The following is a 24,822-nucleotide window of genomic DNA, read 5'->3' as shown; positions in this document are numbered from 1 at the left end:
GGCCATGGAAAAGTTCACGAAGCTCACGGGCACCGCGGCGCCGCTGCCGCTCATTAATGTCGACACCGACATGATCATCCCCAAGCAGTTCCTCAAGACGATCAAGCGCTCCGGCCTCGGCAAGAATCTCTTTGACGAGATGCGCTTTGATGGGGAGGGCAACGAGATCCCGGATTTCGTGCTCAACAAGCCTGCCTATCGCGACGCGCAGATCCTCGTCGCGGGCGAGAACTTCGGCTGCGGCTCCTCCCGCGAGCATGCGCCCTGGGCGCTCCTCGATTTCGGTATCCGCTGCGTGATCGCGCCCTCCTTCGCCGACATCTTCTACAACAACTGCTTCAAGAACGGCATCCTGCCCATCGTCCTGCCGCAGGAAGAAGTCGACAAGCTGATGGACGACGCCGAGCGCGGCTCGAATGCGAAGATCACCGTCGATCTTGAAAACCAGGTCATCTCCGGCCCCGACGGCGGCTCAATCGCCTTCGAGGTCGATCCGTTCCGCAAGCACTGCCTGCTGAACGGCCTCGACGATATCGGGCTCACGCTGGTGAAGGCGGAGAAAATCGACAGCTTCGAAGCCGGAATGGAAGCCCGCACCCCGTGGCTCAAGGCCGGTTAACCACGCCTTAACCATGGCGGCGCGAGCGTGCCGCCATGCTCCTCGGCACCCCGCAATCCCCGGCCCGCACCCTGCGCACGCTCTGTGCCGCGCTTGTGCTGAGCCTCTTCGCCAGCGCCGCCGCCGCCGAGACCCTCCGCATCGCCACATATGAGGCGGGCCTCACACGGGACGGCGCGGGCCTGCTCCTGCGCGATCTCGGCGGCGAACCCGATGCCGCCATTGCGGGCGCGCTCGCGGTAATCCGCGAGACCCGGCCCGACATCCTCCTGCTCACCGGATTCGACAGCGACCCGAAGGGCCGCGCGCTCGCAGCCTTCGCCCGGCGCCTCGCCGAAGGCCCCGGCGGCATCGACTACCCCTATCGTTTCACCGCCCCGGTCAATGCGGGCGAGCCCTCCGGGCTCGATCTCGATGGCGACGGCATGGGCATGGGGTGGGCCGACGGCTGGGGCTGGGGCAAGTTTCCCGGCCATGGCGGGATGGCGGCCCTCTCGCGTCTGCCGTTCGAGACCGGGGCCTTCCGCAGCTTCACCATGCTCCGCTGGCGCGATCTTCCGGGTGCGGAGATGCCCGGGCATCCCGACGGCAACCCCTGGCCCACCCCGGAGGCGGCGGCAGAGCTCCGGCTCTCCTCGAAAGCGCATTGGGATCTTCCCGTCCGCCTGCCCGGCGGCGGCACGCTGCACCTCCTGGCCTCGAACCCGACGCCGCCGCTCTTCGACGGGCCTGAAGGGGCAAACCGTCTGCGCAACCGCGACGAGATCCGCTTCTGGGCCACCTATCTTGGCGGCACCGCCTTCCCCGACGATCAGGGCCGCACCGCCGGGCCGCCGGAGGCCCCCATCATCGTGCTCGGCAATCTCAACAAGGACCCGCGCGATGGAGCAGGACTGCTGGATGGCATTGCGGCCCTGCTCGAATCAGGTCGCCTCCAGGATGTGAGGCCGGCCTCGGAAGGTGGGAAGCGCGCCGCAGCACGGCAGAAGGGCGCGAATACGCGCCACCGGACCCCGCCCGCCCTCGACACGGCCGACTGGCGCGACGAAGGGGGCCCGGGCAACCTTCGCGTCGATTACGTCCTGCCCGACGCCGCGCTCACCGTCACCGGCGCCGGGGTCTTCTGGCCTGCGCCCGGCGCGCCGCTGGCGGAGGAAGCCGAAGCCGCCTCCGCCCATCGTCTGGTCTGGATCGATGTGGCACTGCCCTGAGCGCCCGGTCAGGCTAGGATCTCGTTGAACTCCAGAACGTTGTCGTCCGGGTCGCGGATGAAGATGACCTTTCGGCGGTCGGAATAGACCACCGGCCCGGTGGTGATCGGAATGCCCTCGCGCTCGAGCATCGCCATCAGATCGTCCATGTCCTCGACGACGAAGGCGGCATGGGTTACCCCGGGATAGCGCAGCGGCTCGTCCTGGAGCACGTTGCCCGCCCTCTTCACGCCGTTGAAGATCAGGTTGATATAGACCCCGGCGCCGTTCACCATCTCGTTCGCCGCATGTTCCGGCAGATCCACCACCTCGCGCCAGCCGAACTTGCCGTAAAACGCCCGCGCCGCATCGCGATCGGTTACGCGTATGCCAACATGCTCGTAGGATTTCACCAGGAATGCCATCGCCTTACCTCAGAGCCCCGGCATGCCGATGAAGTTCGGCAGCGCCTTGATCCGGTTGATCCAGTCCGTGACATGCGCCCGCGCACCCACCGGCGCGTGCCCCTCGTGTCCGAGCGCCACATAGGGGAAGCAGGCGATGTCGGCGATCGTCGGGCGGCCGAGCGCGAGCCAATCGCGCCGTGCCAGCCGCGCCTCGAGCAGATCGAGAATACGCGCCGTGCGGACGAGCGCGAGTTCGTGATCGAGCGGCACGCCGAACTTCACATGCAGCCGGGCATCGTTGGGGCCGCGGGCGATCTCGTTTTCCGCCGCCATCAGCCATTCCATCACCTGCGCCAGCGCCCCGGGCTCCGTCGGCAGCCAGCCCTCGCCGCCGTATTTCCGCGCGAGGTAGACGAGGATCGCCTGCGAGTCGCGCAAGATCAGCTCGCCATCGACGAGGATCGGGATCTCGAGAAACGGGTTCATCGCGCTGAGCGGCGGCTGCCGGTGGGCGCCGCCGAGGAAGTCCACCGGCACGATCTCGCACTCCTGGCCGATGAGCGACAGAAAGAGCCGGATCTTGTAGCAGTTGCCGGACAGGTCGAGGTCATAGAGCTTCACGGAATACTCCCGGTCTGATCCGCCGCGCAGCCCAGTGGCGCAGCGCCGGCGGATCTTCCCTTGTCACCGCTCCTTCCGCTATATGGCTATTCCAGCAATCACCTTTCCGGTTTCCGGAAGGATCTCGCGGAGGATCTGCATGGACCGCCTGCGCGCGATGCGCACCTTCGTGGCGGTGGCCGACGCCGGCAGTCTCTCGGGAGCGGCCCGCGCGCTCGACGAGCCACTGACCAACATCAGCCGCCTCCTCGGCCAGCTCGAGGCCCATCTCGGCTGCCCGCTGGTCATCCGCTCGACCCGCCGGCTCGCGCTCACCCCCCAGGGCGAAGATTACCTCGTCACCTGCCGCCTGCTTCTCGACGATCTCGAGAGCGCCGAGGCCCGGATCCGCGCCGAAGGCGGCGAGCTCACCGGCCGGATCGCCATCGCCGCGCCGGTGGCCTTCGGCCGGCTCCACGTCCTCCCCGTCCTCGCCGCCTTCCTCCAGCGCCATCCGGGCGTCGAGGCCCGGCTCGAGCTTCATGACGAACGGCGCGATCTGATCGAGCATGGCATCGACGTCGCGATCCGCCTCGGCGACCTGCCGGATTCGGGTCATCTCGCGCTGCATGTCGGTGATCTGCGCGTGGTGACGTGTGCGTCCCCCGGTTACGTCGCCACGCGCGGCCGCCCCGCGTCCCCCGCCGACATCGCCAGCCACGACCTGGTGAGCTTCTCGGGCCCGCTCGGCCACCAGCGCTGGAGTTTCTCCAGCCGGGCGCATGGCCGCGAAACCATCCGCCTCACGCCCCGGCTCCAGGTCAATTCCGCCGAGGCCGCGGTCGCCGCCGCCGAGGCCGGGCTCGGCCTCACGCGGGTGCTCTCCTACCAGGCCGGCGCAGCCCTCGCCGCAGGCCGGCTCGTCACCCTGCTCGATGCATTCGAGGATACGCCCGTGCCGGTGCATCTCGTGCGCTGGCCCTCGCGGATCGGCAATCCGCGGGTGCGCGCCTTCAACCGTTTCGCCGCCGATGCACTGCGCGCCCGCCTCGCCGGGGCCGCCGTGGCAGGCGCGCCAGCTTGACGCCCCCCGGCGGAGCGTTTACCGCGGGGCCGATTTCCGAGCGCGCGAGGATGCCCCATGACCAGCCCCACCCTTCTGATCCTGCCCGGCGACGGCATCGGCCCCGAGGTGATGGCCGAAGTGCGAAAGATCATCGACTGGTACGGCGCGAATCGCGGCCTCTCCTTCACGGTCGAGGAAGATCTCGTGGGTGGGTCTTCCTACGATGTCCACGGCACGCCGCTGACCGATGCGGCCATGGCCCGTGCCCAGGAGGCGGATGCCGTGCTGCTCGGCGCCGTCGGCGGCCCGCAGTATGACGGTCTCGACTTCTCGGTGAAACCCGAGCGCGGCCTGCTCCGGCTCCGCAAGGAAATGGACCTCTTCGCCAACCTTCGCCCGGCGCAGTGCTTCGACGCGCTGGCCGACTTTTCCTCGCTCAAGCGCGACGTGGTGGCGGGTCTCGACATCATGATCGTCCGCGAACTCACATCCGGCATCTACTTCGGCGAGCCCCGCGGCATCTTTACCGAGGGCAACGAGCGCGTCGGCATCAACACCCAGCGCTACACCGAAAGCGAGATCGACCGCGTTGCCCGTGTCGCCTTCGAGCTGGCGCGCCGCCGCAACGGCAAGGTCTGCTCGATGGAGAAGGCCAACGTAATGGAATCGGGCGTGCTCTGGCGCGAGGTGGTCCAGAAGGTTCACGACGCCGATTACGGCGACATCGCGCTGTCGCACATGTATGCCGATGCGGGCGCCATGCAGCTCTGCCGCTGGCCCAAGCAGTTTGACGTGATCGTCACCGACAACCTCTTCGGCGACCTCCTCTCCGACGCCGCCGCGATGCTCACCGGCTCGCTCGGCATGCTGCCCTCGGCCTCGCTCGGCGCGCCGATGGCCAACGGCCGCCCGAAGGCACTCTACGAACCCGTCCACGGCTCCGCCCCCGATATCGCGGGCGAGGGCAAGGCGAACCCGATCGCTTGCGTCCTCTCCTTCGCCATGGCGCTGCGCTATTCCTTCGACGAGGGCGACGAGGCCGCCCGCCTCGAGGCCGCCGTCGAGAAAGTGCTGGCCGACGGCGCCCGCACCGCCGACCTGCTCGGCCCCGAGGGCGGTTCGCCGATCTCCACGGCGGAAATGGGCGACGCGATCGTCGCGGCTCTCGACGCCTCGCTCTAAGGCAATGGCCGCCAAACTTCCCGAAGCCTGGCGGCCCGCGCTCGCCGCGCATGGGGTCTGGGACGACCTCGTGCGCCTCGCCGAACGGGCCGCGGTGACACCCGACACCGCCCCTGCGCCCGAACGGCTCTTCCGCGCCCTCGATCTCGTTCCGCCCGCCGCCGTGCGGGCGGTGATCCTCGGCCAGGATCCCTATCCGACCCCCGGCCATGCCGACGGGCTCTGCTTCTCGGTCCGGCCCGGCGTCGCGCCCCCCCGGTCGCTTCGCAACATCTTCCGCGAAATGGAAACCGATCTCGGCCTTGCCCCCGCAGCGCATGGAAATCTCGAAAGCTGGGCGCGGCAGGGCGTGCTGCTCCTCAACACCGTGTTGAGCGTGCGCCTCGGCGATGCCAATTCCCACGCCCGCTGGGGCTGGCAGAAGGTGACCGACGGCATCATCCGCACCGTAGCGGACCTGCCGCAGCCGGTCGCCTTCCTGCTCTGGGGAAAATCGGCGGAGGCGAAGACCGCGCTGATCGGCCCGGGCCGCCATCTGGTGCTCACCGCCGCGCATCCCTCGCCGCTCTCTGCCCGCCGCGGCTTCTTCGGCTGCCGGCATTTCTCGAAGGCCAACGACTGGCTCGCCGCCGAAGGCGCAGGCCGGATCGACTGGCGCCTGCCTTAAGTCTCCGGCGCCTCGCGCGGCAGCGTGATTTCGACCGGCGCGCCCCAGCCATGCACGCTGTCATGGGCGCGCACCCGCACCAGCGTCACCTGCTCCGGCACCACCACGCCGCGCAACGAGCGGGTGAACGGCTGCTCCGAGACATGCGGATGCGCGAGCCTGCGGGTGCCAAGCACCAGCCCGTCCGGCGTGGCGATCTCCCAGGCATCGGCGTAATGCTCCCAGCCCTCATCGGCATGGGCCACGGTGACATCGAAGCGCCAGAGCCCGCCGCCCGAATCCCTCGCCGTCACATCGACCACACGCGGCTCCTCCGCCAGCGCGGCGGAACCGAAAAGAAAGGGCACGAGAAGCAGGGTCCTGAACATGGCGCGGAGCCTTGCACGACGCTCCGCCACCGCGGAAATCACGAAATTGCGCGCTACGACTTTTCGCCGAACCGCCCGGCGACGAGCGCCTTCAGCGCCTCCGCCACCGCCTCTTCCTCTGCGCCCGAGGTCTCCACGTCGATATGGGTGCCATAGGAGGCCGCGAGCATCATCAGGCCCATGATCGAGTCGCCCGAAACCTCCATGCCATCGCGGCGCACCGTCACCCGGGCGTCGAAACGCTCCACCGTCTCGACGAACTTCGCCGAGGCCCGGGCATGGAGCCCCTTGTCGTTTATGATATCGAGTCTGAAATGCATGTCGCCATCCCCGCGGGCCTTGCGCCCGTCTGTCGCGCTCAGAGCGCGAGGGGCGTCTTGTCTTGTCCGAAACCGTCGAGGCTGTTGATGTATTTCCGGCCCGCGGTCAAGGCGCAAGCCACCGCATCGTCCAGCGCGAGGTGGCGGGCTTTGGCGAGCTTGATGAGAAGCGGCATGTTGACGCCGTAGAGCACGCGATGGCTCGCGCGCTTGCAGGCAGACACGGCAAGATTGGACGGCGTGCCACCGAACATGTCGGTCACGACCACCACACCATCGCCTTCATCGACCGAACGAACAGCTTCGTCGATCTCCGTCTGCTTGGTGAGAGCGGTATCTTCTGGTCCGATCGGCACAGCGATTGTTCCAGGATGCTTTCCAACCACATGCTCCATCGCGGCCAGATATTCCCGGGCAAGTCCTCCGTGCGCGACGATCACGATTCCAATCACGCCGTACCCACTCCACTCCCTGGTGCCGCGGGCGTCGCACGCTCCAGGTCCCTGTGGCGAGTAGACACCCGCCATCCGTCCTGTGCAAGCGTTTTCGCGAGGCTTTCCACCAGTGTCACCGAACGGTGACGCCCGCCGGTACACCCGATCCCGAGGCTGAAATAGCTTTTGCCTTCCGCGCTGTAAGCGGGAAGCAGGAAGCGCAGAAGGTCGGTCAGTTTGTCGTAGAACGGCCCGAAGGCCGGGTCGGCCTTGACGAAGGCCTGCACCGCTTCGTCGCGGCCATCCCGTGGTCGCAGCTCGGCATCCCAGTGCGGATTGCGCAGGAAGCGAACGTCGATCACCATGTCGCTGCTGCGCGGAGTGCCGCGCTTGTAGGAGAAGGACTCGAGTCCCACCACAAGCTCGCCGCCCGCCGCGCCCTCGCCGAAGAGCCGGCCAATCTCGGCACGGAGCTCATGCGGGGTGAGGCCCGCCGTGTCGATGAGCACATCCGCCCGCTCGCGCAGGGGGGCCAGCAGCGCGATTTCCCGCTCGATCCCCACACGCGGAGACCCACTCGGGCTGAGCGGATGCCGCCGCCGCGTCTCGTTGTAGCGCCGCAGCAGCGTCTGCGCATCGCAGTCGAGAAACGCCAGAACCGGTTTCGTGCTGGTCTCCCGCGCCACGGCCTCGATGGTCTCGAGCACCCCGGCAACGGAGAAGTCGCGATTGCGCGGATCGATTCCCACGACCACGGGCCGCGTGAGCGGCGGCCCACTGAAGAGCCGCGGAAGCAGCGAGATGGGCAGGTTGTCGATTGCCTCGAAGCCGAGATCCTCGAGCGCACCGATCGCGGTCGAGCGTCCGGATCCCGCGGGTCCGGTGACGACGACTATCTCCTGTTCGCGCTCTTGCTCGGAGCCGCGCTGCTCGGACACCTTGCACCTGCCATTTCGATGCGCCCACCTGAGGCTCAGACGGGAACTCTGGTCCCACCCTGCATCAGAATGGTCAACACAGCCTCAATATTTGCCACACCTCGTCCAGAAATCAATTCAAGCTCCCGTTCCAGGAGGCGGATACGCCCTGGTTGTGGCAGGCGTGCCTCAGGCGCCGTGTCGAGATCGACACCCACCACCAGAGGCACCGGCTCGACCGGATCGAGCCGCAGGATCCCGACGCCGCGCGCCTCGATAAGACCCCGGATCGTCGCAGGCGCCCGCGCCGCGAGCCCGTCCGCCCCGTGGGGTTCGAGCATTACCCGGTCATCCGACACAAGCTGCGCGCCGAGCGCGATCAGGCGCAGCGCGAGCCCGGATTTTCCCGCCCCCGATCGCCCGAGGATCAGCACCCCGCGCCCGCCCAGCGAAACCGCACTCGCGTGCACGATCATGGCCACCGCCTCCACGAGTCGCCCCGCCCTCCCCACATTTTTGCAAGCCTCCTATTCTATTTTTCGCTTACCGAAAGAAAACGAACATCAAGATCAACATCAGCCAACATTTTTTTCACCTTTTTTTTACGCCCGCGTAACAAGGGAGATCTGGATCAAAGCGCAACGTCGCGCGGACGTGCTATAGAGCCTCCCAGCCGATGCCCTCGCACGTGCGGGACGGTCGTAGCATTTTTGCGGCAGGTCATCCCGGTAGCGGTGCTGACGACAGACATATCAGGAGTTGGGAGACACAATGGCAACGACGATGGTCAACCCGGAGATGACGCTCGAAGCAACGGGATTTCCCGGCGTCTCCAAGGTGCACTACAATCTGCTCGAACCGGCCCTCGTGACGGAAGCCGTCCGCCGCGGCGAAGGTGAGCTCGGCCGCGGGGGCGCGATGCTCGTCTCCACCGGCAAGCACACCGGCCGCTCGCCCAAGGACAAGTTCGTTGTCCGCGAACCCTCCGTCGAGGACAAGGTCTGGTGGGAAAACAACACCCCCATGGCCCCGGAGAGCTTCGCAGCCCTCAAGGCCGACATGCTCGAGCACATCAAGGGTGACGAGCTCTTCGTCGAGGATCTCTACGCCGGCGCCGATCCGACCTATCGGCTCAACGTGCGCATGATCACCGAGCTTGCCTGGCACGGCCTCTTCATCCGTCACCTGCTGCGCCGTCCGGAGCTCTCCGAGCTCGCGACCTTCGTGCCGGAATTCACCGTGCTCAACTGCCCGAGCTTCAAGGCCGACCCGGCCAAGCACGGCTGCCGCACCGAGACCGTCATCGCGATCTCCTTCGAGCAGAAGCTCGTCCTGATCGGCGGCACCGCCTATGCGGGCGAGAACAAGAAGTCGATCTTCTCGATCATGAACTTCCTGCTGCCCGAAAAGAACGTGATGCCGATGCACTGCTCGGCCAACCACGCCCGTGGCGATGCCGATGACGTCGCGATCTTCTTCGGCCTTTCCGGCACCGGCAAGACCACGCTGTCGGCCGACCCGAACCGGATCCTGATCGGCGATGACGAGCACGGCTGGTCCGACACCGGCGCCTTCAACTTCGAAGGCGGCTGCTACGCGAAGACCATCAACCTCTCCGCCGAAGCCGAGCCGGAAATCTTCGCCACCACCACCCAGTTCGCGACCGTGGTCGAGAACATGGTCTACGACCCGGTGACCTTCCAGCTCGACTACGACGACGACAGCCTGACCGCCAACATGCGCTGCGCCTATCCGCTGCACGCGATTTCCAACGCCTCCGACACGGCGATGGGCGGCATCCCGAAGAACATCATCATGCTGACCTGCGACGCCTTCGGGGTTCTGCCTCCGATCGCGAAGCTCTCGCCGGCACAGGCGATGTATCACTTCCTCTCGGGCTTCACCTCCAAGGTGGCCGGCACCGAGCGCGGCATCACCGAACCGCAGCCGACCTTCTCGACCTGCTTCGGCGCCCCCTTCATGCCCCGCCGCCCCGAGGCATACGGCGCGCTGCTGCGCGACAAGATCGCCGAACACGGCGCGACCTGCTGGCTGGTCAACACCGGCTGGTCCGGCGGCGCCTACGGCACCGGCCGCCGCATGCCGATCAAGGCCACCCGCGCGCTGCTGACCGCCGCGCTCGACGGCTCGCTCGCCAAGGCCGAGTTCCGCGTCGATCCGAACTTCGGCTTCGAGGTTCCGGTCGCCGTCCATGACGTCGACACGGAGCTGCTCGATCCCCGCGCCACATGGGCCGACAAGGCCGCCTACGACGCGCAGGCCGCCAAGCTCGTCTCGATGTTCTCCGAGAACTTCGCCCAGTACGAGCCCTATGTCGGCGCCGACGTGATCGCCGCGGCGCTCAAGGCCGCCTGAGCCTGACAAGACCTCGCCCCCATCGGCCGCTTGGCCGGTGGGGGCTTTCCCACTCCCCTCGCCCGCACTATCCGGCGAACGTCACGACCGCCCGGTCGCCACCCTCCGCCTTTGCAATCCTGAGCGCGTGCCGCACCTCCGCGAGCGCCGCCTCGAAGCAGAACGGCCCGAGATCCGCCGGCGGAACCATCAGCACCCCCGCGCTCACCGTGACCGAAGACTCCTCCTCCGCGGCCAGCGGAAGGCGTGCGGCGGAGACGCTTTCGCGCAGCCGCCGGGCAATCGCCAGCGCCTGGTGCCGCGTGACCTCCGAGAACACCGCGAGAAACACCCCGCCATCGAGCCGCCCGAGCACGTCATGCGCGCGGCAGGACCGTGCGAGCTGCTGCGCGACACTGCGGATCACCGCCTCGCCCGCCGCCTCCCCGCGCCCCGCCGCAAGCGCCTCCAGCCCGTCGATCTCGAGCAGGATCATCGCCGCCCCGGTGATGCCCGACCTGGCCCGGATGATGAGCCGCCCCGCCTGGGCGATCAGCGCCGTGCGACAGGCAAGCCCGGTCAGCGGATCGGGCCGCGCCGGCCGCTCGAGCCCGGGGCAGGCCTCCGAAAGCGCCGCCTGCAACTGTGCCGCCTCACCCGCATGGCGCCGCGCCTCGAGCTGATCCATCACCACCCCCGCCGCGAGGGTGAATTTCTCGCAGAGCGCCGCGGTAAGGCGCACCGAACGGCGGTCCATCCCGGCAATCACCCCGATCGCATGCCCCTCGGGCGTCAGGAGAGGTGCCGCAACCGCGACCCTGAGCCCCGCCGCCCCGGCGGGATCGGGTTCGGCAATGAGCCGCGGACAGTCCTGCGTCACCACGTCGGCGACGCGCATCACCGCATCGCCCAGCTGCACCGCATCGGCGCCATGCGCCGCCTTGACCCAGACCCGGTCGGCATCGACGAAGGCGACCACCGTCACCGGCATCGCAAGGAACCCTGCGGCCAGCTCGGCCAGGCGGTCGAAAACCGGTTCCGCGGGCGTGTCCAGAATGTCATAGCGGCGCAGCGCCGCCAGACGCAGATAATCCTCCCGGCCATCCAGAGCCATGATTCCCCTCTCCCCCGATGCGTGCTTCGCAAGCCCGGTCAATCTGGCGCGCCAGCGTTAAGTTTTCGCCAAGGAGACGCCGCGGAAGCGCGGCAAATTCGACCGAAATGCGCGTCGTTCAGCCGCCGAGCGCGCGGCGCAGCAGGTTGAGGCCCGCGACCATGAGCACCACCAGCGTCACCCGCCGGAACAGCTCCTGGTCGAGCCGGTCCTGCACCCGATAGCCGAGCAGCATCGCGGCAAACGTCGGCAGGACCAGCAGCATCGAGACCGGCAACGTCACCGGATTGAGCACGCCAGACTTGAGATGCGCCACGATCAGCACCACCGAGCCCAGCAGGAAGGAGATCGACTGGCTGCGCACCATCTCGACCTTCGGCACCCGCCGCGAGAGCAGATACATCACGATGGGCGGCCCCCAGACGCCGGAAATCCCGCCGAAGAACCCCGCCACCAGCCCGGTCGCCAGCTCCACCAGCCGGACGTGGTGCTCGGGCAGGTGCGGCGCCCAGCCGAGAAGCTGGCTGACCCCGAAGGCGGTGATCGTGACCCCGAGCAGCGCGAAGAAGAAGGCATCGGGCAGCGCCACCACCAACTGGGCCGCGAGCGCAATCGTGATGCCGAGCACGAGGTTGAGCCGCCAGAACCGCAGGAGGCTCGCAAGGGCCGCGCGCGGCCCGTTCCTCAGCGCCTGTGCGAGGTTCGAGGCCAGGGTCGGTACGATCAGCAGCGCCAGCGCCACCTGAAAGGGCAGGAAAGAGGCCATGAGGCTCAGCGCGATGAGCGGCAGGGCAAAGCCCACGACGCCCTTGGTAAAGCCGCCCGCGGCAAGGGCCGCCACTGCGCCGATGAGCGCAAGCCCGCCATGGGCCTCCATGAATCCCTCGAGCCCCGTCATGCGTGTCCCTCCAGCCGTCTTTTGTCCGGACTCTTCGCAGAGACGGCATCGTGCGGCAATCGCCGCTTTGCAACATTGCGCTGCGGTGGCGCGATGCTAATAATCTTCCGATTGACACCTTCGTTCTATTGCTTTCTTGCGCGATAATTGACAATGACGGCGCAGCAACCCAGCGTATGCGCGCGTGCAATATCCGATTCGGCGGTGCACAATGGGAGTCACCGCCCAACCGAAAGGCTCTCAGTTCATGAACCAGGCTGCCCGAACCCTGTCGTCCGAAACGCCGGTGCTGGCGGATATCCTTCCCGCCTGCGAAGAAGCTGTGACTGCCGCGAAGACCCTGCTCGCCGCGGCGGGCAAGGCGCTCGGCGTGAAGCTCTCGACCGGCGGGCGGATCTCCAACAAGGCGCTCGAGGCGGACCAGTCGGCAGCTCATGCGCTGTCCTGGATCGCGACCTATGTCGAAAGCCTGAAGGAAATGGCCTCCTGGGCGAAGGCGCTCGAGGCCGAGGGCCGGCTCGGCGAGATGGAGAGCCTCATCCTTCAGATCGCCTTCGGCGAATATCTCTGCCAGCTCCAGGGCGGCATCCCGATGTCCCAGGGCGAAATGGCCCGCCCGCAAGTGCTTGGCGTCGCCGCCGAAGATATCGCGGCCTTCATGACGCCCGCGGTGGTCATGCTCGCGTCCCTCGGCAACACCGATGCCGCGCGCAAGCGCCTCGTCGAGCTCATGATCGAGCAGGATGGCGCGGCGACCTTCGGCGCCACCGGGCTCGACGAGGAATACGAGATGATCCGCGACCAGTTCCGGCGCTTCGCCGAGGACAAGGTCGTGCCCTTCGCCCATGAATGGCACCTGAAGGACGAGCTCATCCCGCTCTCGATCCTCGAGGAGATGGGCGAGCTCGGCGTCTTCGGCCTCACCATCCCCGAGGAATACGGCGGGTTCGGCATGTCGAAGACGGCGATGTGCGTGGTCTCCGAGGAGCTCTCGCGCGGCTATATCGGCGTGGGCTCCCTCGGCACCCGCTCCGAGATCGCCGCCGAGCTCATCCTCTGCGGCGGCACGGAGGAGCAGAAGCAGGAATGGCTGCCGAAGATCGCCTCGGCCGAGATTCTGCCGACCGCCGTCTTCACCGAGCCCAACACCGGCTCCGACCTCGGAAGCCTCCGCACCCGCGCCGTGAAGTCAGGCGATGAATATGTCGTCACCGGCAACAAGACATGGATCACCCACGCGGCCCGCGCCGATGTGATGACGCTCCTCGTCCGCACCGATCCCGCGACCGACAACTATGCCGGCCTCTCGATGTTCCTCGCCCCGAAGCTTCGCGGCACCGAAGAGACCGCCTTCCCGACCGAAGGCATGACCGGCGGCGAGATCGAGGTGCTCGGCTACCGCGGCATGAAGGAATACGAGCTCGGCTTCGACGGCTTCAAGGTGCCGGCGGCGAACCTGCTCGGCGGCGTCGAGGGCCAGGGCTTCAAGCAGCTCATGCAGACCTTCGAGAGCGCCCGCATCCAGACCGCCGCGCGCGCCATCGGCGTTGCGCAGTGCGCGATGGAGCTCGGCATGCGCTACGCGCAGGACCGCAAGCAGTTCGGCAAGGCGCTGATCCACTTCCCGCGCGTCTACTCCAAGCTCGCGATGATGGCGGTGGAGATCATGATCGCCCGCCAGCTCACCTATTTCTCCGCCCGCGAGAAGGACGAGGACCGGCGCTGCGACCTCGAGGCCGGCATGGCCAAGCTCCTCGGCGCCCGCATCGCCTGGGCCTGCGCCGACAATGCGCTGCAGATCCACGGCGGCAACGGTTTCGCCCTCGAATACCAGGTGAGCCGCGTGCTCTGCGACGCGCGCATCCTCAACATCTTCGAAGGCGCCGCCGAGATCCAGGCCCAGGTCATCGCCCGCCGCCTGCTCGAACAGGCCGCCGCCTGAGCCCGCGCCCGGCCCCGCGCCGGGCCCCATCCCTTGCGCCCTCGGCCCGTTCCAGCTAGGGACGGGCCGAGATCCCCTTTCGAGCGAGTATTCCGATGGCCACGCCCCAATACGTCTACCACATGGACGGCCTCTCCAAGACCTATCCGGGCGGCAAGAAATGCTTCGAGAACATCCGCCTCTCGTTCCTGCCCGGCGTGAAGATCGGCGTCGTCGGCGTCAACGGCGCGGGTAAGTCGACGCTTCTGCGCATCATGTCCGGCCAGGACAAGGAGTTCCAGGGCGAGGCCTGGGCCGCCAAGGGCGTGACCGTCGGCTACCTGTCCCAGGAGCCCAAGCTCGACGACGCCAAGACCGTGCGCGAGAACGTCATGGAAGGCGTTGCCGCCAAGCGCGGGCTCATCGACCGGTTCAACGAGGTCGCCATGAAGGTCGCCGAGGATTACTCGGACGAGCTCATGGAGGAGATGACCGAGCTCCAGGACAAGATTGACGCCCAGAACCTCTGGGATCTCGACGCCCAGGTCGACATCGCCATGGAAGCGCTGCGCTGCCCGCCCGACGACGCGGATACCGCCAAGCTCTCGGGCGGCGAGCGCCGCCGCGTCGCCCTCTGCAAGCTGCTCCTCGAAGCGCCCGACATGCTGCTCCTCGACGAGCCGACGAACCATCTCGACGCCGAGACCATCGCCTGGCTCCAGAAACACCTGATCGAATACAAGGGCACGATCCTGATCGTGACCCACGACCGCTATTTCCTCGATGACATCACCGGCTGGATCCTCGAGCTCGACCGCGGCCGCGGCATTCCCTACGAGGGCAACTACTCCGCCTGGCTCGAACAGAAGGCCAAGCGGCTGGAGCATGAAGCCCGCGAGGACAAGGCGCGCCAGAAGACGCTTTCGCGGGAACTCGAATGGATCCGCCAGGGCGCCAAGGCCCGCCAGGCCAAGCAGAAGGCGCGCATCAACGCCTATAACGAGCTCGCCTCGAAATCCGAGCGCGAGAAGATCACCACGGCCCAGATCGTCATCCCGAACGGCCCCCGCCTCGGCTCCCGCGTGATCGACGTCGAGAACCTCTCGAAGCACTACGGCGACCGCCAGCTCATCGAGGATCTCACCTTCGCCCTGCCCCCGGGCGGCATCGTCGGCGTGATCGGCCCGAACGGCGCCGGCAAGTCCACGCTCTTCCGCATGCTCACCGGTCAGGAAACCCCCGACACCGGCACGATCGAGCTCGGCGACACCGTGGAGCTCTCCTATGTTGACCAGTCCCGCGACGCGCTCGATGCGAACAAGACCGTCTGGGAAGAGATCTCCGACGGGCTCGACGTCATCAAGCTCGGCGATGCGGAGGTGAACTCCCGCGCCTATTGCGGCGCCTTCAACTTCAAGGGCGGCGACCAGCAGAAGAAGGTGGGCCTCCTTTCGGGCGGCGAGCGCAACCGCGTCCACCTCGCAAAGCTCCTGCGCGCCGGCGGCAACGTCCTCCTCCTCGACGAGCCGACCAACGACCTCGACGTCGAGACCCTGCGCGCCCTCGAGGACGCCCTCGTCGATTTCGCCGGCTGCGCCGTGGTCATCAGCCACGACCGCTTCTTCCTCGACCGCATCTGCACCCACATCCTCGCCTTCGAGGGCGACGCGCATGTGGAGTGGTTCGAGGGCAACTTCGAGGATTACGAAGCCGACAAGATCCGCCGCCTCGGCCCGGACGCGGTGGAGCCGAAGCGGATCAAATACAAGAAGTTCGCGCGGTAGATCGCGTACACGATCTCAGCGCTGCGTTGCCACCCTGCACGATTTGACCCGCGGCAGGCGCTTCCGCGCCCGCCCGGGCAACCACTGACCGGTTCCAGCCGAACGAGGGCATCTCCACGCTCCGCGGCCGCCGCGCATATCGCTCCGCCCCGAAGTTCGCCCCCTCCCGTCTGGCCAGTCTTGATCCGCCACCCCGATTTGCGCCACCTTCCGACCAAGCGGCCCCACCAGAAACCGCCGCGCCGGGAGGACCACCATGACCATCAAATCGGACGTCGAATCCGCCAATGCCGCCTATGCCGAAAGCTTCGGCGACAAGGCCGACCTCGCCCTACCGCCCGCGCGCGGCTTCCTGATCCTCACCTGCATGGATGCCCGCCTGGACCCGGCGAAATACGCCGGCCTCGCCGAGGGCGACGCCCATGTCGTGCGCAACGCCGGCGGGCGGGCAACCGACGATGCGATCCGCTCGATGGTCATCAGCCACAAGCTGCTCGGCACGCGCGAATGGTTCGTCATCCACCACACCGATTGCGGCATGCTGTTCTTCGACGATGGCCTGATGGGCGACCTGCTGGCCGGATCGCTGGAGACCGCCGAACTCACCCCGGAGGGCTTCCGCAACCGCTCCGAGCCCGGCGGCTCGACGGAAGGACGCTTCGTCAAGTGGCACACGATCGCCGACCAGGAGGCATCGGTGCTCGAGGACGTCACCCGCATCCGCCACCATCCGCTGGTGAACCCCGCGATCCCGATCTACGGCTATGTCTATGACGTCAAGACCGGCCGGATGAACGAGATCGCCGCCGCGACCGGAGCGGGCCGGCCCAGAAGCTGACCGCGCCGCGGGTCCGGGTTGCCCGCGCCAATCGAACGTGTGGCAGCTTCAGCTCGAGGCGGCCGTCCGGCTGGCGCGCGAAAACCGTGGGGGGTAGTCCGCTCCGGAGCTGATCGCCCCCGGCCTCCTCTCTTCCCACGGCAAGCCGGCGCGCGGGGCCGCCCTCCGCATCGCCGCTCTTTCGGGTCTGCGACCCACTGCCGCGCAGCGAAAGCTCCTTCCGCCCCCCCGGAACCATCGCCTTCGCCGTGGCGTTCCGGCTATGATGCCCCGCCATCACTCGGGAGCCCGTTGCCCATGCGTTCCGTCCTCATCGCCCTCTGTGGCGCCCTCGCGGCCTGCACCGGCAGCAGCTACCGCGACACCGGAACACCGATTGTCGCGCAGAGCGACTTCCAGCCGGAGCGCTACCTCGGCCTCTGGTATGAAATCGCCCGCTACCCGGTGTTCTTCGAGAAGGGTTGCACCGCCACCACCGCGGAATACGGCCGGATCGACGCCGAAACGATCAGCGTCCTGAACACCTGCCGGAAGGACACGCCCGACGGCCCGGCGGAAACCGCCGCCGGCAAGGCGAGCATCGTCGGCCCCGGCAAGCTCAAGGTGAAATTCGACCGCGTGCCCTTCGTCCGCGGCGATTACTGGGTGCTCTGGGTCGACGAGAGCTACCAGACCGCCGTGGTCGGCGTGCCCTCCGGCAGCGCCGGCTGGATCCTCGCCCGCACCCCCACGATCGACGCCGCCCGCCGGGCAAAGGCCGAAGCCGTGCTGGAAGCGAACGGCTACGATCCCTCCCGCCTCTACGACGTGCCGCAAGCCGCCAAGTGAGCCGGCCCGCCCGACGCCGGGCGAGCACCCCGGATCACGTCGCGAGTGGCGTTGCCCCGGTCTCGACCCGGTTGATCTTGCCGTCCTTCAGCGAGCAGGCCATGAGCACCGCCTCGCGCGTCCCGTCGGGATAGTCATTGATGGAATGCACGACGAGGATGTCGCTGTTCTCGTAGAGGCAGCGCCGCTCCCCCATCACCGTCCCGTGGGAGGCCGCCATCTTGCGAATCAGCTCCGAAAACTGCGCCTTGTCGAGCTCCGTCCCGGACTTGTGCCGCACGAAGACCGCATCATCGCTGTAGAGATCAAGGTAGGCGTCCATATCCATGCCCGATATTGCCGCATTCATCTTCTCGAAGATCGCCATTTTTCTCCCCCTCCCTTGAGGAGGCCCGAGTATCCGCCTGAAATACGGCCCACGCAACTTTTCCGGAATGCACCACAACTCGCGCGACAAGGGTTGATGACAGCAATCGCGCCGGAGGGTAGCGTCCCTCCGCCACCGCCGAAGGAGGCCCGATTGCCCCATGACCCTGATCGATGTCTGGATCAACTGCCCCGATGCCGCGACCGCCCGCCGGATCGCCGCCGCCCTCATCGAGCGGCGCCTTGCCGCGGCGGTCAACATCTTCCCCCCGGTCGAGAGCCTCTATCACTGGAAGGGTGCAATCGAATCGGCCCGCGAAATCCCGCTCCGCGCCAAGACCCGCGCCGACCTCTTCGCACCGCTGGCCGCTGCCGCCCGCGCCCTGCATCCCTATGAAACGCCCGGCATCCACGCGGTGCCCGCCGTCGCCGTGACACCCGACTATCTCGCCTGGGCCTGCGCCGAGACGGAATCGCCCTGAGACGGTCGGAGGCCGGTTTCCCCGGCAACCCTCCGCGAGGCGCCCGACTCACCCCACCACATGACAGGGTTCCGGATGATCGAGCGAGGCCCGTCTCGGCATGGCAACCGGTCCCCTCCCCGCGCAGCGCCCGCCCTGGGAGCGCGAGGAAAGCGAAGGCTGCCACTTCCGCGTCACACGTGTCAGCATCTGACAGCCGCTGTGGGAAGAGCGGCAGAACTGGCCGAGACTAGGCAAGAGTTCCACATTCCTGCCGGGAGTATCCACATGGAGTGCGCCCCCCCAGCCGACCGCAACTGCGGCGGTGTTCTCTGCCTTGACCAATACCCGCGTCCGAAGCTCGGGACGATGCTGTCGTTTACACATAAGGCAAGGCGAATACATGAATCGGTTCCAATTCTTTTCATAAATATTTCTTGGTTGCCCCCCGGCGGAGGTTGATCACGCCACTTGCAAAACTCCGGAAGTCGGTGCATATGAAATCCTGCGACGTTACCAAAATTCGGCCACTGTCTCCTATTCGGCTTCAGTCACGCGATTTTGCTCTGACCTTAGCCAGGCTGCCGCAGGTCCGCGGGCAGCACCACAAGAGGAGAATGCACGATGGCCACCGGCACCGTGAAATGGTTCAACGCCACCAAAGGCTTCGGCTTCATCGCCCCTGAGGGTGGTTCCAAGGACGTTTTCGTCCACATCTCGGCGGTTGAGCGCTCTGGCCTCACCGGCCTCAAGGACAATCAGAAGGTCTCCTTCGATATGGAAACCGGCCGCGACGGTCGTCAGTCCGCGTCGAACCTGACCCTGATCGACTGAGCCTCCCGCCAGGGATTGCTTCCGAATCAGAAAAGGCCCGCAATTCGCGGGCCTTTTTCATGTCCGGGCTGATGGGCGCCTGACTTTTTCTGAGCCAGGCGCCTCTGCTTCTGATCTCGCCCGGGCGGTATGATCTTGCGACGGATCACGGTTCAGGCCCTTCCGGCCTCAACAGCCGTCACGCATTCTGCGGTTCCAGCAAACGAGCCTTCTGCTCAGAGCATCGCCCAATCGGTGAATCGCCATCCCTTCGGCGGTTCCGGCCTCCTGTCGCGCTTTTCGCGCTCCGGGACGGGGTTGCGGGGCGACGTGCGGGTCATGATCCTTCTCCGGGTTGTGTCCGAGGCCCCTTCTGGCCCCGGCTCCACGTGTCCCCGTCTTGCGGGGGACAGCGGGAAAACACCTCAGACCGCCGCAGAGTTCCAGACACGTTTCCGCGTGCGGCCGTGATCCGCCGCAGGAGGCTCATATCGGATCGCCCTTCCAGTCGTGGCTCGCCCGCCCCTCGATCTCGCGCGAGACCACGCAAAGCATGTAGGCCCGCAGCACCGCGTTCATCCGCGCCTGATAACCCGGCCCGTACGAGCGAAACCAGCGCGCGACATCCGCGTCAAAGGCCGCGGTGATCCGCACCTTCTTCTGGCGCGCGGGCATGTCGCGCTCGATGTGATACCACGCATCCGGGATATGCCGGTCCTTGAGCCGGCTCTGCCGCAGCCATGTCTCGAGCTCGTCGAGCTCCATCATCAGCTGCGTATAGCTGCGCTCCTCGCGCCTCGTCCGCTTGCGCTCGGTCATCCGGGTCCGTCCTCGTTTCGGAAAGCCGGAGCCAGTCTGGCACGCAAAGGTTAAGTCCGGCTTTTGCCGAAAACCATGCATATGGCGCGTGCATGCCCTGTGCATGGGTTGTGCATCCGCGGTGGCGGCCCTCAGCCCGCCGTTGCCTCCAGCGGATCGAGCAGCATCCGCCCGCCGTCCACGGTCAGGATCTGCCCGGTCGTGAAGCGCGAGGCGGGTGAGGCGAGAAACAGGATCGATTCCCCGATTTCGCTGAATTCCCCGAGCCTTCCGAGCGGCACGACCTCACGGATCGCATCCGGAAGATCATCGACCTCGGGCATCGACTTGCCAAGCGAGTTGCCATAGATCCCGCCCGCCGCCACCGCATTCACCCGGATCCCGAAATCCGAAAGCGCCACCGCAAGACTCCGCGTCACCTGATCCAACGCCGCCGCCCCAACCGCGAAGGCAAGGAAGCGCGGCAGGCTGCGCTGGCCGAGAATCGAGCTGAGATTGATGATCGCCCGATCCGCCCGATCGGCGCCCTCCTCCTTGGCAAACCGGACCATCCGCTTCGCCGCCACCTGGCTAAGCCTCAGTGTTGAAACGACATTTTGTTCCAGTATCTCCTCGATCCTGTCTTCCGCCGGATCGAGAGGGTCGCCGGTCACAAGCAGCCGCGCCGCGTTGACGAGCACATGGAGATTGTCGTTCGCATCGAGCGTCTCGGCCATGAGGTTGGTCATGGTCAGCTTTTCGCGCAGATCGCCGCAGAAGGCTCGCGCCGAGCCGTCGAACCCAAGGCCGTTGACGCTGTCGACCTCGGCATCAAGCTTCTCTTCATCATGATCGGCCATGATGACCGAAGCCCCGGCCTTCACGAACAGCCGCGCCGCGGCAAGCCCGATGCCATTGGCAGCCCCGGTGACGATGACGGACTTTCCCTGAAGGTCATTTGCCATCGCCTAGCCCCGCGGCCCGGCCCGCCCGAGATCAGCCACAATAGACATCCTTGATGGTGTCATCCGTGCCGATGGTGATGTTGAGCCGATCGCCGATGAACTCCTCCGTCACCGCAGCACCGGGGAAGAGCACCCGGGCATCCTTCGGGAGATCGGCGTCGTTGAGGACAGTCACCCGCTGGCCGACCATCTTCTCGTACGGCGCGGCGTTGCACGTGTCGGAGCCTGAAGCCAGAGGAGCTTCGACGGTCTCCGTCTTGATCGAACTCGTGCAGGCGGCAAGGGCAGCAAACAGCCCTACTCCGAGCGCGCGGGGAAGAAGCAGCATGTGGGAACCTCCGGTCTTCATATCGCAGAAGGCAACCATGTGCGGCGCAGCTCGGTCAAGCGAAAGCAACGGCACTACGGCAACCCTGTTAACATACCCGGCCTGGCACGATGGAGCGGCCTTCTCCGGATCCGCATCAATACAGGATTTTCATTCCGGAACAAACGCTTGCGGGCGCCACAACCGCAGGGGAAGCACCACATGTCGGCGGAGGGACGCTCATGAATTTGAACACCCGCGCCACCGCCGCCAATTTCATTATTAAAGGAAGCGCATCCGGCGCGACGATTCGATGGCACACCATCGATGAATTGTTCGGGGCTTGAGCGGCATTACTGCAAGACGCCGTAAAGTTCCATGTCGTGTCGGCTTCGACTCCTTTTGGGAGAAACCTGTTATATGGAGATTACCATGTGGCAACCGTTCCGCATGCGACTTAACCTGTTCTGCATTCCGGCAGCCGCCCTCGTGGCGTTCTTCCTTGCCAGTGTACCCGATGCAGCGCAGGCGTACGTGGGGCCCGGCGCCGGGCTGACCGCCATTGGCAGCGTGCTCGCGCTCCTCGCCGCCGTCGGCCTCGCGATCGTTGGCTTCATCTGGTATCCGCTGAAACGTCTTTTCAAGCGCAGCTCCACCCCCGCCGTCGGTGAGGGAGAGCGGAAGTGACATTGCTTGCGCTGATTGCCGGCTGCCTTGCCTTCATCGCCGTTCTGCGCGTCACGAATGCGGTCGCGGTGACCGGTCAGGCTGCGAGAACGGCCCAGCAGGCCGCTGCAGTCATGCAGTCGCGCGAGCTCTCCGACGATGAGAAGGAGGCGCATGTGCGCAGGGCCTCCGCGCATCTCCTTCGCAGCTTCGCCGGCATCACCCTGATCGGCGCCGCCGCTCTGCTGGCGCCGGCCGCAATCCTCTGGGGCGGGCAGTCGCTCGGGATTCTCCGAATGGAGGAGGCGCTCGAGATGGCGCTGGGTTGGCCGTTCCTGCTTGGCACGACGGCCTTCGCGCTCGGCGGATGGGGCGTAGCCCGCGCGCTGCGCACCTCCGATGAAGCCGTGTCGGCAGACCAGCGGACCGGCCCCGCAGGCGTTCCCTACGGCGCTGTCGACCGCGCCTTGCACAGCTTTGCCTTCCGCAATCCGGACCTGCAGAAGAACCTCGCGGACATGGAAACGCGGCTCTATCGGCGTTCCATTGATCCGGAACGCACCAGAAAGCCGGTCTTCGTGACATCACTGCCGCGTGCAGGTACCACCGTGATGCTCGACATGCTGGCAAAGCTCCCCGAGTTCGCCTCGGCGACCTACCGGCACATGCCGTTCACCCTGACGCCGCTGCTCTGGGGCCACATCACCGGCGCGATGCAGCGCAAGGCAGAGGTGAGCGAGAGAGCCCATGGCGACGGGATCGAGATCGGTTTCGACAGCCCGGAAGCCTTCGAGGAGATGGCCTGGCTTGCCTTCTGGCAGGATCACTATCACGACGACCGCATCGTTCCCTGGAAAGCAGATGAGAGCCACCCGGAGTTCGAGGCATTCTTCCGCCAGCACATGGCAAAGATCGTCGCGAGCCGCGCCGGTGGCGGCGCAACCCGCTACCTCTCGAAGAACAATGCCAATATCGCGCGCCTGCCGCTGCTCGAGCGACTGGTTCCGGACGCGACAATCGTCGTGCCGGTCCGCAACCCCTGGGCCCATGCCGCCTCGCTCCAGCGGCAGCATCTGCGGTTTCTCAAGCTCCATGACGAGGATACGTTCGCGCGCGCCTACATGGAGGGTCTTGGCCACTTCGAGTTTGGCAGAGCCTTGAAGCCGATCGCCTTTTCCTCCACCGCCCATGACATCGCGGCGGCCGGCGAGCTCGAGTTCTGGCTTCGTTACTGGGTCGATGCCTACCAGACCGTGCTCGAAACGGCGGGGCCTCAGGTGATCTTTGTTGATCATGATGCGCTCTGCCGCGCGCCGGGATCTGTCCTGCCCGCGCTCGCCGACGCTCTCGATATCGACACCGCCAAACTGCTGGCCGCCGGCCAGGGGCTGCGCGCCCAGAGTTCGGTAGCTGTGCCGAAGGCGCCCGCCGAGCTCATTGCCCATGCACAGGCGCTCCACGGCGAGCTCGTCGCCCTTTCCGTCCATCCGCGTGACGCGGAACCGAAGAGACTTGTGAGCCTCTAGATGAAAGACCGTCTTCCCGCCATTTCCTTCGTTACCTCCGCGGTGGTTCTCGCCTCGGTCTATGGCATCTTTGCGCAGCGTCAGGGCTGGTTCCCCGCGCCGCAGATCGCTCAGGCCGAAGACACCATTCGCGACGTGAAAGCCAACTGGAAGAACGACCTTGCGCTTGAGCCGACCCGGCATCTCGTCACGGCCCATAACCGCGGCCGGGACGAGAACGATCAAGGATATGCGCTCCACCTTCCCGATGCGGTCGCCCCCGGCTACACGCTGGTCGCCGGGCTCTCGAAGGATCAGGACAGCTCCGCCTTTTCGGTCGAGCTCTATGACGAAGAGGGCCAGCATCGCCACAGCTGGCCGGTCGACTACTCCAAGCTCGATCCGGAGGGTCTGAAACCGCTCAACGTGATGTTGCACGGGATGGAAATCTTTCCCGATGGGTCGATCGCAGTCACCTTCGATGCCGGCAACGCGATCGCGCGGCTCAACGCGTGCGGCGATCCGATGTGGGTCGTGAAGGGCGGCTATCACCACGCGATCACGCGCGACGGCAAGGGCGGGCTCTGGGCCTGGCGCAACAACGAGATCGTGCGGCTCGACGAGGAGACGGGCGAGATCATCAAGACGCTCTCTCTCGAGAACGACATCGTCAAGGCCGACGGCGGACAGGAAGGCGTCTTCCTCGTCCGCAGCTTCGCCGCAGGCGAGGACAAGCCCCTCTCTCTCGCCTCGGACCCGTTCCATGCAAATGATGTGGAGCCGCTGCGCGCCGAGATGGCAGATGCATTTCCCCAGTTCGAGGAGGGCGATCTGCTGATCAGCCTTCGGGAGATCAATCTGCTTGCGGTGGTCGCCCCTGATACCGGCGCATTGCGCTGGTGGCAGACTGGGCCCTGGCTCAAGCAGCACGATCCGGATTTCCAGCCCGATGGCACGATCGCGGTGTTCGACAATGCGACCGGCTCCGGCGCGTCGCGGATCCTTCGCATCGATCCGGTCACGCGTGATGTCACCACCGTGTTTGCCGGGACCACGGATGCACCGTTCTCCAGCTGGCAGCGCGGCAAGCAGCAGATGTTGCCGAACGGCAATGTTCTGGTGACCGAAGCCCAGCACGGACGGGTGTTTGAGGCAACGCCCGACGGCCAAATTGCCTGGGAGCGCGACATGGTCTGGGATGCGGAGCGCAACCTGATCGTGACAGAGGCGCGGCATGTTCCGGAGGACTTCTTCGGAGATACGCTTCCGGCCTGCGGCACATCCAAGGCAATGTAAGCAGCCGCCGCGGCGAGACACCGCGCGCAGCGAGATCGAGACGACGACGACCCAGGCTTGCCGAGCCTGGGCCGTCGTCGTTGTGGCGGCGGCGCCGACACCCCTCCGACGATCTGGCTCGCCTCTTCCTGGGAGAC

Annotated in this window: 28 protein-coding genes; 15 read left to right on the top strand and 13 right to left on the bottom strand. The window is 66.4% G+C overall.

From position 1 onward, the window contains the following. Window positions 1-4: 4 nt before the first annotated feature. Together leuD and ACF66B_RS12905 are read left to right on the top strand one after the other, a co-directional pair. Complete coding sequence (gene leuD / locus ACF66B_RS12910; protein ID WP_111429286.1) at window positions 5-619, top strand: 3-isopropylmalate dehydratase small subunit; 615 nt, start codon at window positions 5-7, stop codon at window positions 617-619. A 35-nt stretch (window positions 620-654) separates the two neighbouring features. Continuing rightward, on the top strand, window positions 655-1,830 hold the full coding sequence (locus ACF66B_RS12905; RefSeq protein ID WP_111429287.1) for an endonuclease/exonuclease/phosphatase family protein: 1,176 nt from the start codon (window positions 655-657) through the stop codon (window positions 1,828-1,830). 8 nt (window positions 1,831-1,838) lie between these two features. Here ACF66B_RS12905 and ACF66B_RS12900 read toward each other — a convergent pair whose 3' ends face one another. Beyond that, window positions 1,839-2,234 (bottom strand): VOC family protein, encoded by a 396-nt coding sequence (locus ACF66B_RS12900; RefSeq protein ID WP_111429288.1) that lies wholly within the window; start codon window positions 2,232-2,234, stop codon window positions 1,839-1,841. Window positions 2,235-2,243: 9 nt separating this feature from the next. Beyond that, complete coding sequence (locus ACF66B_RS12895; RefSeq protein ID WP_111429289.1) at window positions 2,244-2,837, bottom strand: glutathione S-transferase; 594 nt, start codon at window positions 2,835-2,837, stop codon at window positions 2,244-2,246. A gap of 139 nt (window positions 2,838-2,976) precedes the next feature. Between ACF66B_RS12895 and ACF66B_RS12890 the strand changes: the two genes are divergently transcribed. From ACF66B_RS12890 to ung, 3 genes are read left to right on the top strand one after another with little or no spacing between them, the layout of a single operon-like run. Then, a complete protein-coding gene (locus tag ACF66B_RS12890; RefSeq protein ID WP_111429290.1) occupies window positions 2,977-3,900 on the top strand; it encodes a LysR family transcriptional regulator in 924 nt (307 codons plus the stop codon). A gap of 57 nt (window positions 3,901-3,957) precedes the next feature. Continuing rightward, window positions 3,958-5,064, top strand: coding sequence for a 3-isopropylmalate dehydrogenase (gene leuB, locus ACF66B_RS12885; RefSeq protein WP_111429291.1), 1,107 nt, complete (start codon window positions 3,958-3,960; stop codon window positions 5,062-5,064). 4 nt (window positions 5,065-5,068) lie between these two features. Then, on the top strand, window positions 5,069-5,731 hold the full coding sequence (ung, locus tag ACF66B_RS12880; RefSeq protein ID WP_111429292.1) for a uracil-DNA glycosylase: 663 nt from the start codon (window positions 5,069-5,071) through the stop codon (window positions 5,729-5,731). Here the strand turns inward: ung and ACF66B_RS12875 are convergent. Genes ACF66B_RS12875 through ACF66B_RS12855 form a run of 5 tightly spaced genes read right to left on the bottom strand, consistent with a single transcriptional unit; the run spans window position 5,728 to window position 8,246 of the window. After that, window positions 5,728-6,099: a hypothetical protein gene (locus ACF66B_RS12875; RefSeq protein WP_111429293.1), complete on the bottom strand. Its 372-nt coding sequence runs from the start codon at window positions 6,097-6,099 to the stop codon at window positions 5,728-5,730. The genes ung and ACF66B_RS12875 overlap by 4 nt on opposite strands. Before the next feature lie 53 nt (window positions 6,100-6,152). Continuing rightward, a complete protein-coding gene (locus ACF66B_RS12870) occupies window positions 6,153-6,419 on the bottom strand; it encodes an HPr family phosphocarrier protein (RefSeq protein WP_111429294.1) in 267 nt (88 codons plus the stop codon). Between the two features lie 38 nt (window positions 6,420-6,457). Beyond that, the gene (locus ACF66B_RS12865) at window positions 6,458-6,871 is read right to left on the bottom strand and encodes a PTS fructose transporter subunit IIA (RefSeq protein ID WP_111429295.1); all 414 of its coding nucleotides are present in this window, start codon (window positions 6,869-6,871) and stop codon (window positions 6,458-6,460) included. Next, window positions 6,868-7,791 carry an RNase adapter RapZ gene (gene rapZ, locus ACF66B_RS12860; RefSeq protein WP_111429296.1) on the bottom strand — a complete coding sequence of 308 codons (924 nt, stop codon included), beginning with the start codon at window positions 7,789-7,791 and terminating at the stop codon, window positions 6,868-6,870. The genes ACF66B_RS12865 and rapZ overlap by 4 nt, the downstream gene beginning before the upstream one ends. 35 nt (window positions 7,792-7,826) lie before the next feature. Then, window positions 7,827-8,246, bottom strand: coding sequence for a serine kinase (locus ACF66B_RS12855; RefSeq protein ID WP_111429527.1), 420 nt, complete (start codon window positions 8,244-8,246; stop codon window positions 7,827-7,829). Between the two features lie 295 nt (window positions 8,247-8,541). Between ACF66B_RS12855 and ACF66B_RS12850 the strand changes: the two genes are divergently transcribed. Next, entirely contained in the window at window positions 8,542-10,146 is a 1,605-nt protein-coding gene (locus ACF66B_RS12850; protein ID WP_111429297.1) for a phosphoenolpyruvate carboxykinase, read from the top strand. Between the two features lie 67 nt (window positions 10,147-10,213). Here the strand turns inward: ACF66B_RS12850 and ACF66B_RS12845 are convergent, their stop codons facing one another. Both ACF66B_RS12845 and ACF66B_RS12840 read right to left on the bottom strand, forming a co-directional pair. Continuing rightward, window positions 10,214-11,239 (bottom strand): GGDEF domain-containing protein, encoded by a 1,026-nt coding sequence (locus ACF66B_RS12845; RefSeq protein WP_111429298.1) that lies wholly within the window; start codon window positions 11,237-11,239, stop codon window positions 10,214-10,216. A 118-nt stretch (window positions 11,240-11,357) separates the two neighbouring features. Continuing rightward, entirely contained in the window at window positions 11,358-12,137 is a 780-nt protein-coding gene (locus ACF66B_RS12840; RefSeq protein WP_111429299.1) for a sulfite exporter TauE/SafE family protein, read from the bottom strand. Window positions 12,138-12,384: 247 nt separating this feature from the next. Here ACF66B_RS12840 and ACF66B_RS12835 point away from each other — a divergent pair, with 247 nt between their 5' ends. The 4 genes from ACF66B_RS12835 (at window position 12,385) to ACF66B_RS12820 (ending at window position 17,508) form a co-directional block, all read left to right on the top strand. Then, window positions 12,385-14,079, top strand: a complete 1,695-nt coding sequence (locus tag ACF66B_RS12835; RefSeq protein WP_111429300.1) for an acyl-CoA dehydrogenase family protein — start codon at window positions 12,385-12,387, stop codon at window positions 14,077-14,079. A 95-nt stretch (window positions 14,080-14,174) separates the two neighbouring features. Further along, entirely contained in the window at window positions 14,175-15,842 is a 1,668-nt protein-coding gene (gene ettA, locus ACF66B_RS12830) for an energy-dependent translational throttle protein EttA (RefSeq protein WP_111429301.1), read from the top strand. A 256-nt stretch (window positions 15,843-16,098) separates the two neighbouring features. Then, window positions 16,099-16,680: a carbonic anhydrase gene (locus tag ACF66B_RS12825; protein ID WP_111429302.1), complete on the top strand. Its 582-nt coding sequence runs from the start codon at window positions 16,099-16,101 to the stop codon at window positions 16,678-16,680. A 297-nt stretch (window positions 16,681-16,977) separates the two neighbouring features. Continuing rightward, on the top strand, window positions 16,978-17,508 hold the full coding sequence (locus tag ACF66B_RS12820) for a lipocalin family protein (RefSeq protein WP_111429303.1): 531 nt from the start codon (window positions 16,978-16,980) through the stop codon (window positions 17,506-17,508). 34 nt (window positions 17,509-17,542) lie between these two features. Here the strand turns inward: ACF66B_RS12820 and ACF66B_RS12815 are convergent, their stop codons facing one another. Further along, window positions 17,543-17,875 (bottom strand): nuclear transport factor 2 family protein, encoded by a 333-nt coding sequence (locus tag ACF66B_RS12815; RefSeq protein ID WP_111429304.1) that lies wholly within the window; start codon window positions 17,873-17,875, stop codon window positions 17,543-17,545. Window positions 17,876-18,035: 160 nt separating this feature from the next. Here ACF66B_RS12815 and cutA point away from each other — a divergent pair, with 160 nt between their 5' ends. Both cutA and ACF66B_RS12805 read left to right on the top strand, forming a co-directional pair. Further along, window positions 18,036-18,356, top strand: a complete 321-nt coding sequence (cutA, locus tag ACF66B_RS12810) for a divalent-cation tolerance protein CutA (RefSeq protein ID WP_111429305.1) — start codon at window positions 18,036-18,038, stop codon at window positions 18,354-18,356. A gap of 603 nt (window positions 18,357-18,959) precedes the next feature. After that, entirely contained in the window at window positions 18,960-19,169 is a 210-nt protein-coding gene (locus tag ACF66B_RS12805) for a cold-shock protein (protein WP_111429306.1), read from the top strand. 465 nt (window positions 19,170-19,634) lie between these two features. On the opposite strand, the gene ACF66B_RS12800 is transcribed toward ACF66B_RS12805, so the two are convergent. From ACF66B_RS12800 to ACF66B_RS12790, 3 genes are all read right to left on the bottom strand, one after another. Continuing rightward, window positions 19,635-19,967 carry a BrnA antitoxin family protein gene (locus tag ACF66B_RS12800; RefSeq protein ID WP_111429307.1) on the bottom strand — a complete coding sequence of 111 codons (333 nt, stop codon included), beginning with the start codon at window positions 19,965-19,967 and terminating at the stop codon, window positions 19,635-19,637. A 131-nt stretch (window positions 19,968-20,098) separates the two neighbouring features. Further along, a complete protein-coding gene (locus tag ACF66B_RS12795; protein ID WP_111429308.1) occupies window positions 20,099-20,911 on the bottom strand; it encodes an SDR family oxidoreductase in 813 nt (270 codons plus the stop codon). 31 nt (window positions 20,912-20,942) lie between these two features. Beyond that, complete coding sequence (locus tag ACF66B_RS12790) at window positions 20,943-21,239, bottom strand: I78 family peptidase inhibitor (RefSeq protein ID WP_162683211.1); 297 nt, start codon at window positions 21,237-21,239, stop codon at window positions 20,943-20,945. A gap of 399 nt (window positions 21,240-21,638) precedes the next feature. Here ACF66B_RS12790 and ACF66B_RS12785 point away from each other — a divergent pair, with 399 nt between their 5' ends. From ACF66B_RS12785 to ACF66B_RS12775, 3 genes are read left to right on the top strand one after another with little or no spacing between them, the layout of a single operon-like run. Further along, window positions 21,639-21,905, top strand: coding sequence for a hypothetical protein (locus ACF66B_RS12785; protein ID WP_392662820.1), 267 nt, complete (start codon window positions 21,639-21,641; stop codon window positions 21,903-21,905). Then, window positions 21,902-23,410, top strand: a complete 1,509-nt coding sequence (locus ACF66B_RS12780; RefSeq protein ID WP_162683212.1) for a sulfotransferase — start codon at window positions 21,902-21,904, stop codon at window positions 23,408-23,410. The genes ACF66B_RS12785 and ACF66B_RS12780 overlap by 4 nt, the downstream gene beginning before the upstream one ends. Continuing rightward, complete coding sequence (locus tag ACF66B_RS12775; RefSeq protein ID WP_111429311.1) at window positions 23,411-24,685, top strand: arylsulfotransferase family protein; 1,275 nt, start codon at window positions 23,411-23,413, stop codon at window positions 24,683-24,685. It begins immediately after the preceding gene. Window positions 24,686-24,822: the final 137 nt, after the last annotated feature.

Source organism: Amaricoccus sp. B4 (genome assembly GCF_043226085.1).
Taxonomy (GTDB): domain Bacteria; phylum Pseudomonadota; class Alphaproteobacteria; order Rhodobacterales; family Rhodobacteraceae; genus Amaricoccus.
The sequence above is the reverse complement of the archived record's forward strand: the minus strand, read 5'-3'. Positions and strand labels throughout refer to the sequence as shown.